This window comes from Amycolatopsis sp. 3B14 (genome assembly GCF_050958625.1).
Taxonomy (GTDB): domain Bacteria; phylum Actinomycetota; class Actinomycetes; order Mycobacteriales; family Pseudonocardiaceae; genus Amycolatopsis_E; species Amycolatopsis_E thermoflava.
In genome coordinates this window covers 33,440-46,232 of record NZ_JBHZEN010000015.1, presented here as the reverse complement: position 1 = coordinate 46,232, position 12,793 = coordinate 33,440, and the positions used below count along the sequence as shown (strand labels likewise).

At 71.6% G+C, this 12,793-nt stretch carries 12 protein-coding genes; 9 read left to right on the top strand and 3 right to left on the bottom strand.

Annotation, left to right across the window (positions count from 1 at the left end; all coding sequences use genetic code 11):
* The first annotated feature begins 64 nt into the window (after nt 1–64).
* The gene (locus ACCP09_RS08365) at nt 65–484 is read left to right on the top strand and encodes a ribonuclease domain-containing protein (protein WP_433744656.1); all 420 of its coding nucleotides are present in this window, start codon (nt 65–67) and stop codon (nt 482–484) included.
* Nucleotides 485–512: 28 nt separating this feature from the next.
* On the opposite strand, the gene ACCP09_RS08360 is transcribed toward ACCP09_RS08365, so the two are convergent.
* The gene (locus tag ACCP09_RS08360; protein WP_433744714.1) at nt 513–3,275 is read right to left on the bottom strand and encodes a helix-turn-helix transcriptional regulator; all 2,763 of its coding nucleotides are present in this window, start codon (nt 3,273–3,275) and stop codon (nt 513–515) included.
* Between the two features lie 161 nt (nt 3,276–3,436).
* Between ACCP09_RS08360 and ACCP09_RS08355 the strand changes: the two genes are divergently transcribed.
* From ACCP09_RS08355 to ACCP09_RS08320, 8 genes are all read left to right on the top strand, one after another.
* On the top strand, nt 3,437–4,456 hold the full coding sequence (locus ACCP09_RS08355; RefSeq protein WP_433744653.1) for an alcohol dehydrogenase catalytic domain-containing protein: 1,020 nt from the start codon (nt 3,437–3,439) through the stop codon (nt 4,454–4,456).
* A gap of 333 nt (nt 4,457–4,789) precedes the next feature.
* On the top strand, nt 4,790–5,512 hold the full coding sequence (locus tag ACCP09_RS08350) for a DivIVA domain-containing protein (protein ID WP_027931860.1): 723 nt from the start codon (nt 4,790–4,792) through the stop codon (nt 5,510–5,512).
* Nucleotides 5,513–5,568: 56 nt separating this feature from the next.
* A complete protein-coding gene (locus ACCP09_RS08345) occupies nt 5,569–6,156 on the top strand; it encodes a YceD family protein (protein WP_027931859.1) in 588 nt (195 codons plus the stop codon).
* A gap of 76 nt (nt 6,157–6,232) precedes the next feature.
* Entirely contained in the window at nt 6,233–6,415 is a 183-nt protein-coding gene (rpmF, locus tag ACCP09_RS08340; protein WP_017987516.1) for a 50S ribosomal protein L32, read from the top strand.
* A 14-nt stretch (nt 6,416–6,429) separates the two neighbouring features.
* Entirely contained in the window at nt 6,430–7,170 is a 741-nt protein-coding gene (gene rnc / locus ACCP09_RS08335; protein ID WP_084022636.1) for a ribonuclease III, read from the top strand.
* A gap of 384 nt (nt 7,171–7,554) precedes the next feature.
* Nucleotides 7,555–8,418 (top strand): bifunctional DNA-formamidopyrimidine glycosylase/DNA-(apurinic or apyrimidinic site) lyase, encoded by an 864-nt coding sequence (gene mutM / locus ACCP09_RS08330; protein ID WP_433744647.1) that lies wholly within the window; start codon nt 7,555–7,557, stop codon nt 8,416–8,418.
* A gap of 18 nt (nt 8,419–8,436) precedes the next feature.
* Nucleotides 8,437–8,982: an isopentenyl-diphosphate Delta-isomerase gene (gene idi, locus ACCP09_RS08325; RefSeq protein WP_027931856.1), complete on the top strand. Its 546-nt coding sequence runs from the start codon at nt 8,437–8,439 to the stop codon at nt 8,980–8,982.
* 23 nt (nt 8,983–9,005) lie between these two features.
* Nucleotides 9,006–9,986: an alpha/beta fold hydrolase gene (locus ACCP09_RS08320; protein ID WP_433744643.1), complete on the top strand. Its 981-nt coding sequence runs from the start codon at nt 9,006–9,008 to the stop codon at nt 9,984–9,986.
* A 56-nt stretch (nt 9,987–10,042) separates the two neighbouring features.
* Here the strand turns inward: ACCP09_RS08320 and ACCP09_RS08315 are convergent, their stop codons facing one another.
* Nucleotides 10,043–10,564, bottom strand: a complete 522-nt coding sequence (locus ACCP09_RS08315; protein WP_027931854.1) for a general stress protein — start codon at nt 10,562–10,564, stop codon at nt 10,043–10,045.
* 77 nt (nt 10,565–10,641) lie between these two features.
* The gene (gene asnB / locus ACCP09_RS08310) at nt 10,642–12,477 is read right to left on the bottom strand and encodes an asparagine synthase (glutamine-hydrolyzing) (RefSeq protein ID WP_433744640.1); all 1,836 of its coding nucleotides are present in this window, start codon (nt 12,475–12,477) and stop codon (nt 10,642–10,644) included.
* Nucleotides 12,478–12,793: the final 316 nt, after the last annotated feature.

Below are 12,793 nucleotides of genomic sequence, written 5' to 3'. Positions count from 1 at the left end.
GGGACTTCGGGCGCGTTCACCTGACGGCCCCCTTCAGGTAACGCGTCCGGGCTACGGTCCGAAAATGACCAACATCACGAAGTCCCGGGTGGCCGGTGCGCTGCTCGCGGTCGTCCTCACGTTGTTCACCGGGTTCGGGCTGGCCGCTCCCGCCTCGGCCGCGCCGCTGTCCGCCGCGCAGGCCGAGTGCGGCGACACCTCCGGCTTCACGGTGGTCGCGCTGTCGTCGCTGCCCGCCGAGGCCACCGACACCTACGAGCTGATCCAGCATGGCGGCCCGTACCCGTACGAGCAGGACGGGACGGTCTTCCAGAACCGCGAAGGCCTGCTGCCCGCCTGCGCGAGCGGCTACTACCACGAGTACACCGTGGAGACGCCCGGCAGCGACGACCGCGGCGCCCGCCGCATCGTCACCGGCTCGGCGGGGGAGTACTTCTACACCGGCGACCACTACGCGAGCTTCGACCTGGTGGACGTGCGGTAGGCGCGTCCTCGACGTGCCGCGGCGCTGCTCAGGGGAGTCGCATGGTCCGGAGCTGACGGCGGGAGGTGATGCCGAGCTTGCGGAAGATGTTGCGGAGATGGGCGTCGATCGTGCGCGGGCTGAGGAACAGCTGGGCGCCGATCTCCTTGGAGGTGGCTCCCGCGGCGACGAGGCGGGCGATGTGCAGCTCGCGGGCGGTGAGCGCGTCGGCGGGCCGGGCGGCCCGCTTGCGCGGCCGTTCGCCGGTGGCGGTCAGCTCGCGGGCGGCCCGCGCGGCGAAGGCCTCCGCGCCCATGCCCGACAGCAGCTCGTGCGCGGTGCGTAGCTGGGCACGCGCGTCCTGGCGACGGCCTTCGCGGCGCAGCCACTCGCCGTAGACCAGATGTGCGCGGGCGAGGTCGGTGACGATCCGGCAGGCCCCGAGCTGCTGGATCGCCTCGCGGTAGAGCTCCTCGGCGGTCGGACCTGTGCTCATCAGCGCGCGCGAGCGGGCCTCGACCCCCAGCGCCCACCGGGTGCCGCTGGCCCGAGCGCGCGAGCTGAGCCGATCCAGCGCGGCGGCGGCACGGGCTGGTTCACCGGCGCGGACGGACGCCTCGACCAGCTCGGGCAGGGTCAGACTGCTGTGCACCAGCTCGTCGGACTCGCACGGACCCGCGGCGGCGGCGATCGCGGCGCGGTAGTCACCCAGGCCGTTGTTCAGCACCGACAGCGCGTACTGGGCCAGGGTCACCACCATGCCGTCGCCCCGCCCGGTCGCCTCCTGGACCGCGGCCGCGCACAGCTCGACGGCCTCGGCCCGCCGGCCGCGCCAGGCGGCGAGCATGAGCTCGGCATGGGGCAGCGGTGCGGCCCCGGTCGCCTCCGTGATCGCGGCGGACTCCGCGACCAGCTCGGCGGCCCCGGTGAGCTCGCCGGCGAGCACGAGCACGGAGGCCTGGAAGTTGATCGCCGTGGAGAGCATGGCAAGTGCGCCGGCTTCGCGAGCAAGGCGGACGCGGCGGCTGGTCAACACGTGGACCACCTCGTCGTCCCACAGCATCGTCCCGATGCGGCAGGCCAACCACAGCCAGCGGCGGCTGGCGCTCACCGCGTGGGGATCGTCGCGGAGCGCCTCCAGCGCGTGACGCAGGCCGGGCACGCTCGCCTCGTACCCGTGCGTGTACCTGGTCACCAGCCCGTCGAGCAGGAGATCCACCAGCCCTGGCGGTGTCGGTGGTGCGGGCGCGGCCAGCGCGGACTCGGCCGCCTCCAGCAGCCCGCGGCCCTGACCGAGTGAGCCGGCGATGAGCGCCGCCTCGAGTGCCTGGAGATGGGTCTCGCGGGCCAGCCCGGCGTCCAGCGGGGCGAGCGTCTTGGCGGCGTCCACCAGCATCCCGGGCACCTCGTTGCCGCGGGTCAGGACGAACGCGATCTGCACGCGCAACAGCTCGGCCCGGGCGCGTTGCAGCGCGTCCAACGGGCCGGCGGCCGCGACCGCCAGCAGCTCCGAGGCGGCCTCGGGCGCCCCGGCCTCGTGCCTGGCGTGCGCGGCGGCCAGCGCCCGGCGAGCACGGTCGGGGGGCTCGGGGGTCAGCGCGGTGGCTCGTTCCAGGAACGCGGCCGCGGCGGCGAACCCGCCGCGGGCCCGTGCCCGGTCCGCCGAGCGCTCCAGCTCCACCGCGACCGTCTCGTCCGTGCCCGGCACGGCCTGCGCACTGTGCCAGGCACGGCGGTCGGGGTCGGTCCGCGCGTCGGTCGCCGCGGCCAACGCGTAGTGCGCGCGACGGCGCTGAGGTGCCGTGGCAGCCCGGTACACGGCAGAGCGGACCAGCGGATGGGCGAACCGCACCCGGGTGCCGATCTCCAGCAGTTCCGCCGCCTCCGCCGGTGCGGCCGCCTCGACGCTGATTCCCAGCGACTCGGCCGCGCGCCACAGCAGCGCCGGATCGCCGAGTGGCTCGGCCGCCGCGACCAGCAGCAGCACCTGCGTGTCGGCGGGCAGACTGCCCGAGCGGCGCCGGAAGCTCTCCTCGACCCGGCGCGGCACGCTCAGCGCGTCCGGCAGCGCGAACCCGCCCGCCAGCTCCGCCGGCTCCGCGCCGCGCAGCAGCTCGAGCAGGGCCAGCGGGTTGCCGCGCGCTTCGGCGATGATCCGGTCGCGGACCCCCTCGTCCAGCGGCGCGTGGACGGCACGGGCCAGCAGCGTCCGCGCGTCCGTCTCGTCGAGTCCGCTCAAGCGCAGCTCGGGTAGCCCGGTGAAGGGCTCGGAACCGTTCGGGCCGCGCACCGCGAACAACAGTGCCACCCGTTCGGCGTCGAGTCGTCGTGCGACGAAGGCGAGGGTTTGGGCGGAGACCTTGTCGAGCCACTGCGCGTCGTCGACCAGGCACAGCAGCGGTCGTTCTTCGGCGGTCTCGGCGAGGAGGCTGAGGGTGGCCAATCCGACCAGGAAGCGGTCCGGGGGGTCGCCGGTGTGGAGGCCGAATGCGACGCCGAGCGCGGTCCGTTGCGGATCGGGTAGTGCGGGGAGCCAGTCGAGCAGCGGTGCGCACACCTGGTGCAGGCCCGCGTAGGCGAACTCGATCTCGGACTCCACGCCCAGAGCGCGTTCGACCCGGAACCCGGTCGCGGCGTTGCGTGCGTGCTCCAACAGTGCGGTCTTGCCGATGCCGGCTTCGCCGCGGATGACCAGTGCGCCGCTGCGCCCGTTTCGGGCCTGGGCGAGCAACCGCTCGACCGCCTCGCGCTCGGCGCCCCGGCCGAGGAGTGTCGCGTGATTCTCCGGTGAGCGCCAACCACTGTCCGCCAGATTCGCTCCTGTCCGAGTCCACCGAGCCCCCGATCACCATAGGCGATCACGGACACACGGCATAGGCGACTTCCACCGACGCGAACGTGCTGCCATGACCTTGAGGATGGGTCGGTGAGACGCCGTCGGGCGGTCCGCACTGATCAACGAGGAGTTCAAACATGACCGGACAGATGAAGGCCGTCGTCGTCTCAGAGGTGAAGGGCAAGTGGGAACTGCAGGACCGGGATATGCCGCAGGTGGGACCCGACGACGTTCTGGTGCGGATCCGGGCGTGCGGGATCTGCGGAACCGACCAATGGATCACCCAGGGGGTGTTGGCGTTTCGGGACTTTCCCCTCGTGCTGGGACACGAGGCTGCCGGTGAGGTCGTCGCCGTGGGTGAGGGTGTCACGAAGCGCAAGGTCGGTGACCGGGTCGGCGTCTTCATGTCGCAGAAGATGTGCGGGGTGTGCGACTTCTGCCACGAGGAGCACCCGAACAGCTTCGTCACCTCGGCGAACTGCGCCAACCCGAGACTGACCGGCGTCACCGTGGATGGTGCCCACGCCGAGTACGTCGCGGTCGACGCAGGCGGGACGGTGCTCATTCCCGACGGGGTGTCCTACGAGCAGGCCGCGCCGATCATCTGCGCCGGCTACACAGTGTGGGCCGGCCTGCGCCGGGCCGAGCCCAAGCCCGGTGCGCGGGTGGCAGTGTCGGGCATCGGCGGGCTGGGGCACCTGGCGATCCAGTACGCGAAGGCCGCGGGCTTCCACGTCACCGCGCTGACCCACAGCGCGGACAAGGAGGACCTCGCGCGGCAGCTCGGCGCGGACGAGGTCGTGGCCGACGGTGCCGCGCTCAAGTCGGCCGGTGGAGCGGACGTGCTGCTGCACACCAACAGCTCGCACGGGGCCGTCGCCAAGGCGATGGAGGGCCTGCGGCCGTGGGGGAAGGTGGTCCTCATGGGCATCGCGACGGACGAGCTGCACCTGCCCGCGCTCGCGCTGACCTCGAACAGCTACCAGGTGATCGGCTCGGCCCACAACACCATCGAGCACCTGGTCGAGGCCCTCGACTTCGTCGCCCGCGGCAAGGTCTCGACCATGATCGAGACGTTCCCCAAGGAGCGCGCGGAGGAGGCCCGCGCGAAGGCAGCCGCCCGCGAGGTCCGCTTCAAGGCCGTCATCACCTACTGACCAGGTGGTGGGGAGCGGCGTGCCTCCTGGTAGCCCCGCACATCCACGTCTGGTCGCGGGGGGCGCCGGTGGTCTGCCCGAGTGCCACGCCGAGCCGCGCGGACGCTCAACTGAGACGCTTCGCGTCGCTGACACGCCCGCCCGTCGCCCGCCGCCACCCTCAACGGAGACGCTTCGCGTCGCTGACACGCCCGCCCGTCGCCCGCCGCCACCCTCAACTGAGACGCTTCGCGTCGCTGACACGCCCGTAACGCAGCGTTCCCGCCGTTTCACGCGAGGAGCGGGCAGACTTGTGGTCAAGCCGGATGGGGAAAGGCCACCTAGGGAGTCGCTGTGTACCGGGTGTTCGAGGCGCTGGACGAGCTCGTCACGATCGTGGAAGAGGCACGCGGGGTGCCGATGACGTCCAGCTGCGTGGTTCCCCGCGGGGACGTCCTCGAACTGCTCGACGACGTGCGCGACGCGCTGCCCCGCGAGGTCGACGACGCGCAGGACGTGCTCGACCAGCGCGACGAGCTGATCAACAAGGCGCGCCACCAGGCCGAGACGACGGTCGGCGACGCCAACGCCGAGGCCGAGCGGGTCACCTCCGAGGCCGCCGCCGAGGCCGAGCGCATGATCGCCGACGCGCAGGCGCGCGCCGAGCAGGTCATGGCCGACGCGCGTGCCGAGGCCGAGCGGATGATCGCCGCGGGCCAGGCCGAGTACCACAACCTCACCGAGCGGGCCCGCGCCGAGGCCGAGCGCATGATGCAGGCCGGCCGCGACGCCTACGAGCGCGCCGTCGAAGACGGCCGCCACGAGCAGTCCCGGCTGGTGTCCCAGACCGAGGTCGTGCAGGCCGCGCACGCCGAATCCGCGCGCATCGTGGACGAGGCCCACGCCGAGGCCGACCGGCAGCGCGCCGACTGCGACGCCTACGTCGACGGCAAGCTCGCCGAGTTCTCCGAGCTGCTGTCCACCACGCTGCGCACGGTCGACTCCGGCCGCAACCACCTGCGCGCCCCGTCCAGCCTCGGCCAGCGCCCCACACCCCTGTACGACTTCCAGGCCTGATCGGGTGGAGGCGTAGAGTGGTGGGGTTGCCTTCCGCCCCTCTACTCAACGGACCGATGTCTCAGCAGAATGACACCCCCGACGTCCGCAACCCGTGGATCGTCGACACCCGTGAGCTGGGCCGGCGTGCCGGCCTGAGCCGGACCATCCAGCGCACGGCGCCCACCGCCGTCGAGTGGGGCGTGCCCGATGTGATCGTGGTGCCGAAGGGCGCCGAGGTCGAGCTGGACCTGCTGCTCGAGTCGGTGGTCGAGGGCGTGCTGGTCACCGGCTCCGCCGCGGTGCGGACCACCGGCGCCTGCTCCCGCTGCCTCGACCCGATCGACGACGAGGTCGAGGTCGAGCTCACCGAGCTGTTCGCCTACCCCGACTCGACCACGGACGAGACGACCGACGAGGACGAGGTCATGCGTCTCGTCGACGACCGGATCGACCTCGAACCGCTGGTCCGCGACGCCGTCGTGCTGGCGCTGCCGCAGGTCCCGCTGTGCCGCGAGGACTGCCAGGGCCTGTGCCCCGATTGCGGCGGGAAGTGGGCCGATCTCGAGCCCGGACACGGGCATGAGACGATAGACCCTCGGTGGGCCGCGCTGGTCGAGCGTTTCGACGACTCGTCCTCCGGCGGGCCCGGCCGGCAAGCCTGACGGGCATCAGCTCGTAAGCACCTGAGTAAGCACGCTCGCGCCCGCGTGAGCGAACCGTGGATGAGGAGATTCAGTCGTGGCCGTCCCGAAGCGGAAGATGTCGCGCTCCAACACGCGCCACCGTCGTGCGCAGTGGAAGGCGACGCCCGTGCAGCTGGTGCCCTGCCAGAACCGGGCCTGCCGTCAGCCGAAGCCGCAGCACGTGGCCTGCCCGACCTGCGGCCAGTACGACGGTCGTCAGGTCGTCGAGCCCGCCTGAGGTCGCTGACCAGTATGGGGGGCAGGTCGAGATCGGGAGGGCCGGCCGCCGACCCGAAACCGTTGCTCGAAGCGCTCGGCGTCGAACTCGACGCCGAGCTGCTCACGCTGGCGCTCACCCACCGCTCGTACGCGTACGAGAACGGTGGGTTGCCGCCGAACGAGCGGCTCGAGTTCCTCGGTGACGCCGTGCTCGGTCTGGTCGTCACCGACCACCTGTACCGCACGCACCCCGAGCTGCCGGAGGGGCAGCTCGCGAAGCTGCGGGCCAGTGTGGTCAACATGCACGCCCTGGCCGGGGTCGCGCGGGGGCTGGGTCCCGGCGGGCTCGGCGCGCACCTGCTCCTCGGCAAGGGCGAGGAGCTCACCGGTGGCCGTGACAAGGCGAGCATCCTCGCCGACGGTCTGGAGGCCGTGATCGGTGCGGCGTACCTCGCGCACGGCATCGATGCGGCCCGCGCGCTGGTGCACCGGCTGTTCGACGCGCTGCTGGCGGAGGCGCCGCTGCGCGGGGCCGGGCTGGACTGGAAGACGAGCCTGCAGGAGCTGACGGCGTCGGCCGGGCTGGGTGTGCCGGAGTACAAGGTGGAGGACACCGGGCCGGACCACCGCAAGGAGTTCAGCGCCACGGTGCTGGTCGCCGGCCGTGACTTCGGCAACGGCAACGGCACCACGAAGAAGGAAGCCGAGCAGAAGGCCGCTGAGACCGCTTGGCGTGCCCTCTCGGAGGAGCTGAAGCCCGAGGGCTCCGAGTAGTTCTCGCAACGGGAGCCGGGTCGCCGCCATGGTGCGGTGGCTCGGCTTTCGTCATTTCCGGGCACCTGCCGCCTGGCGCGCCACGCCCTGGGGCAGCCGCTTCGGCAGGCTCGCCCCGTGGGCGGCTGATCTGCTGCCCGGAGCCGAAAATTGGCCGCCGGGGTGGCGAAGTCGCCGCCGGGAGTGGCCATCTCGCTGCCGGCAGTAGCCACCCGCGACCGGGAGCGGGGGGACTCGCCGCGCCGGGTGGGCATAGAAGTACCGGCCGGTGTGTTTGCCCCTCCGGGCGTCGAGTGGCTGACGCGCCGGAAGTCACTGTCCGTCGCCGGAGTGCGACCCGGACGGACGTCGGGAATTGTCGGGGGTCGTGGATAGGGTGGTGTGGTGCCGGAGCTTCCCGAAGTAGAAGTGGTGCGCCGCGGGCTGCAGGCCCACGTGGCGGGCCGCGGGATCGCCCGCGTCGAGGTGCTGCACCCCCGCGCGATCCGCCGTCACGAGCTGGGCCCCGAGGACTTCACCGGCCGGCTCGCCGGGGCGGGCGTCGAAGCCGCGCGGCGCCGCGGCAAGTACCTGTGGCTGGAGCTGTCGGACAAGGAAGCGATCCTCGCCCACCTGGGCATGAGCGGCCAGATGCTCGTGCAGCCCGAGGGCGCCCCAGACGAGAAGCACCTGCGCGTCCGCATCCGGTTCGACGACGGTGGCCCCGAGCTGCGGTTCGTCGACCAGCGCACCTTCGGCGGCCTCGCGCTGGCCGACCTCGTCACCTCCGACGGCACGCTCCTGCCCGCCCCGATCGCGCACATCGCCCGCGACCCGATGGACCCGGCGTTCGACCCGGCCGAGGCGGTCAAGGCCCTGCGCTCCCGCCGCACCGAGATCAAGCGCGCGCTGCTCGACCAGACGCTCGTGTCCGGGGTCGGCAACATCTACGCCGACGAGTCCCTCTGGCGCGCCCGGCTGCACTGGGCCCGCCCCACCGAGAAGCTCACCCGCGCCCAGGGCGCGGCCGTCCTCGAAGCGGCCACCGAGGTGATGAACGAGGCCCTCCAGGCCGGTGGCACGTCGTTCGACGCGCTGTACGTCAACGTCAACGGCCAGTCCGGCTACTTCGACCGCTCGCTGAACGTCTACGGCCAGGGCGACCGCCCCTGCCGCCGCTGCGGCACGCCCATCCGCCGCGAGCCGTTCATGAACCGGTCGTCCTACTTCTGCCCGCGCTGCCAGCCCCGGCCGCGCCGCTCCTCCTGACACCGGAAGGCAGGTCACGTGGCCCAGGAAGAACTCGTGGTGCTGCTCGACGAGCGCTTCGACCCCGTCGGCACAGCGCCGAAGCGCACGGTGCACGACGCGCACACCCCGCTGCACCTGGCGTTCTCCTGCTACGTCTTCGACCGCGCCGGCCGTGTGCTGCTGACCCGGCGCGCGATCGGCAAGAAGACGTGGCCGGGTGTCTGGACCAACTCGTTCTGCGGCCACCCGGGCCCTGGCGAGGACATGGCGGAGGCCATCGCGCGGCGCGCGAAGCAGGAGCTGGGCCTGGAGGTCACCGGCCTGCGGAAGGTGCTGCCGGACTTCCGCTACACGGCGACGGACGCGGGCGGCGTGGTGGAGAACGAGTTCTGCCCGGTGTGGGTGGCTGAAGCCGACGCCGACCCGCTGCCCGAGCCGGACGAGGTGTGCGAGTGGCGCTGGTCGGCCTGGACCGACCTGGTGGAGAGCATGACTCGCACGCCGTTCGTGTTCAGCCCGTGGTCGCAGTTGCAGGTCCCGCGGCTCGCGGAAACTCTTTCGGTGGGGGCAACACAGCGGTAACAGCGGGCTGGTGGGCTTGCCGGGTGCGTTCCCCGGACACCGCGCTCACCGGGATCGGCCCGGACACGTTCGACCTGCGCCACCGCACCATCCACGGCTACCGGCGCGCCTACCGCATGGCGGGCAGCGGCCCCGCGTTGCTGTTCGTCCACGGCATCGGTGACGACTCGTCCACCTGGCTGGACGTGCTCGCGTCGCTGACCAGGGACTACACCGTGATCGCGCCGGACCTGCTCGGCCACGGTGGTTCGGACAAGCCGCGCGCCGACTACTCGGTGGCCGCCTACGCGTGCGGGATGCGGGACCTGCTGGCGACGCTCGACGTCGACCGGGTGACCGTGATCGGCCACTCGCTCGGCGGTGGCGTGGCGATGCAGTTCGCCTACCAGATCCCGGAACGTTGCGAGCGTCTGGTGCTGGTCAGCTCCGGCGGCATCGGCGCGGGTGTGCACCCGCTGCTGCGGCTCGCGGCCGCGCCGGGCGCCGAGCTGGTGCTGCCCCTCCTCGGCACCCTGCCGGTGGGGGAAGCGTTGCGGCGCTTCCAGAGCGTGCTCAAGGCCGGCGGCGGGTTCGGGCTGGGGGAGGACCTCGACTACGTCGTCGGCAAGTACGTGCGGCTCGCGGAATCGACCAGCAGGCAGGCGTTCCTGCGCACACTGCGCGCGGTCGTGGACTGGCGCGGGCAGGTGGTGAACATGCTCGACCGCTGCTACCTCACCGAGGGCATCCCGACGATGCTCGTGTGGGGGACGCGGGACCACGTCGTGCCGAGCGCGCACGCGCTGGTCGCCCACGCCGCGATGCCGGGCAGCAGGCTGGAGATCTTCGAGGGCGCCGGGCACTTCCCGCACCACACGGAGCCGCAGCGTTTCCTGGCCGTCCTGCGCGACTTCCTCACCACGACCGCGCCGGCCCGGCACGACGTGCACCGGTGGCGGCACCTGCTGCGCACGGGCCGGAGGACACACCCCGGCCCGGAACTGGGCGTGTCGAGCGGCACCTGAACGGGGAAGAGCCCCGAACCCAGGGGGTGGGGCTCGGGGCTCTTGTCAGGGGTGGCTCAGTTGAACACGTGCGTCCGCGCGGCGAGGTTCGCCAGCAGCTCGCGGCCCTTCTCGGCGTTGCGCGGCTGGCTCAGCACGTCGTAGCGGCGCGCGACCAGCTGCGTCTGCGACACGAAGTCACGCTTGCCGCGGGTGGCGCCGTAGCTGATGGCCGCGAACACCATGCTGAACGCGACACCGGCGACCAGACCGAACAGGATCGGCAACAGCCCGGCGCCCGGCGTGAACAGCGTCAGCAACAGGCCGACGAAGACACCGAACCAGGCGCCCGACATCGCGGCGCCGCCGAGCACGCGGCCCCAGCTGAGCTTGCCGGCGACCCGCTCGACCAGCATCGGCTCGACTCCGACGATCGTGACGTCCGCCACGGGGAAGTCGTTGTCGGCGAGGTGGTCGACCGCCCGCTGGGCCTCTTCGTAGGACTCGTAGGACCCGATCGGCCAGCCGGTGGGCAGGGTCGGGAGCTGCGGGCTCGTCCGGGCATTGGTGAAAGCGGTCTGCGTGAATGCTTGGGTCATCTTCCTCACCTCTCCTGACCTGTTCAACGCTCCCGCATACCCACTTGTGCCCCATGTCCGAACCTCACAGGGAATCCTCAGACTCGCAGCTCCGGCCGGTAGATGTCGAACCAGTGGTGCAGGTCGAGCAGCCGGTCCAGGCCGTGGCGCGTCTGGGACGTCATCGTGGCCGGGTCCTGGTCCACCGCGTCCGTCACCCATTCGCGGGAGGCCAGTTCGAACACCGGGTCGCCGGGCGTGGCGAGCACCTCCTTCGCCTGCTGCTGCAACGCCGCCGCGTACCCGGGGTCCTGCGTGGACGGGTACGGGCTCTTCACCCGGTCCACAACGGACTGCGGCAGCACGTGCTTGGTCGCGTGCCGCAACAGGCTCTTTTCCCTGCCGTCGAACGTTTTCAGGGACCAGGGCGTGTTGTAGACGTACTCGACGAGCCGGTGGTCGCAGAACGGCACCCGCACCTCCAGGCCCACCGCCATCGACGCGCGGTCCTTGCGGTCCAGCAGCGCCCGCACCATCCGCGTCAGGTGCAGGTGGCACACCTCACGCATCCGGCGCTCCTCCGCGGAAACCCCGTCCAGGTGCTCGACCTGCGCCAGCGCGGTGCGGTACTGGTCCGCGATGTAGCCGTCCAGGTCCAGCTTCCGCGACACGTCCGACCGCAGAAGGTTGCCGCCGTCCTGGACGCCGGTGCGGAACGCCAGCCACGGGAACGTGTCGGCGTTGCGGGCGGTCTCGTCGTGGAACCACCGGTAGCCGCCGAACACCTCGTCGGCCGACTCGCCGGACAGCGCCACCGTCGACTCCGCCCGGATGGCCTTGAACAGCAGGTACAGCGAGGTGTCCATGTCGCCCAAGCCGGCCGGGATGTCCCGCGCGGTCAGCACCGCCCGCCGCACCGCCGGGTCGGTCAGCGCCGCCGGGTCGAGCACGACGTCCTGGTGCGCCGACCCGACCAGCTTCGCCACGTCCCGGATGAACGGCGAGTCCGGGGTGTTGCGCATCTCGTCGGGCTTGAAGTTCTCCTCCTGCCCCACGAAGTCGACCGAGAAGGTGCGCAGCTGCTCACCCTCCTCGCGCAGCCGCGCGGCGGCAAGGCCGGTGATCGCGCTGGAGTCCAGGCCGCCGGACAGCAGCACGCAGCGTGGCACGTCGGCGACCAGCTGCCGGTGCACGATGTCGGTCATCAGCTCGCGCACACGCGCGACCGTGGTCTCCTGGTCGTCGGTGTGCTCGCGTGCCTCCAGCTTCCAGTAGGTGCGGGTGTGCACGCCGTCCCGATCCACCCGGACGATCGTGCCGGGCTCCACTTCGGACATCCCGTGCCACAGCGACCAGCCGGGCTGCTTGGTGAACGAGAACAGCTCCCGCAACCCGTCCGCGTCCACGATCCGCTTCGCCGCGGGGTTGGCCAGAATCGCCTTCGGCTCGGACCCGAACAGCACGCCGTCGCGCGTCGGGTAGTAGTAGAACGGCTTGATGCCCATCCGGTCGCGGATCATGACGAGCTTCTCGTCGCGCGCGTCCCAGATGGCGAAGGCGTACATGCCGTTGAGGTGGTCGGCGACGGACTCGCCCCACTCCAGGTACCCGTGCAGCACGACCTCGGTGTCGCTGTCGGTGCGGAAGGTGTGGCCCTTGCCCTCCAGTTCGCGGCGCAGCTCGGTGAAGTTGTAGGCCTCACCGCTGTAGACCATGGCCACCTCGCCGGCCGGCGTGGTCACCGACATCGGCTGCCGCCCGCCGGGGAGGTCGATGATCGCGAGCCGGCGGTGGCCGAGGGCGGTGTGCGGGGCGATCCACGTCCCGGAGTCGTCCGGACCACGGCAGGCCATGGTCCCGGTCATGGCGTCGAGCACCTCGCGCCGCTGGGTGAGGTCGGTCTCGAAGGAGACCCAGCCGGTGATGCCGCACATGCGTACTACCCTCCCGATGCTTAGCAAGTACAACTATGCGTAACACCGTGGTAACACAACTCACCGGTAACTGTCTGCTCGATTCGTCCGCTCTGACGGGATGGATTTCACGCAGTGTGGCCGGTTGCACACGCACCTCAAGAACGCGTAAATCCGCGCCGAAGCGGCGTCAAGGCGCCGTCATCCGGACGAGGAGACGGGACATCCGAGCGCAGGCTGTCACCGGAGCGGTCACCGATCGGGTGACCCGTGCTGGAAGGTGTGAAGTGGCGGATCTGCTGTACGCCGTGCTGCTGATCGCGGTGTTCGCGGTGCT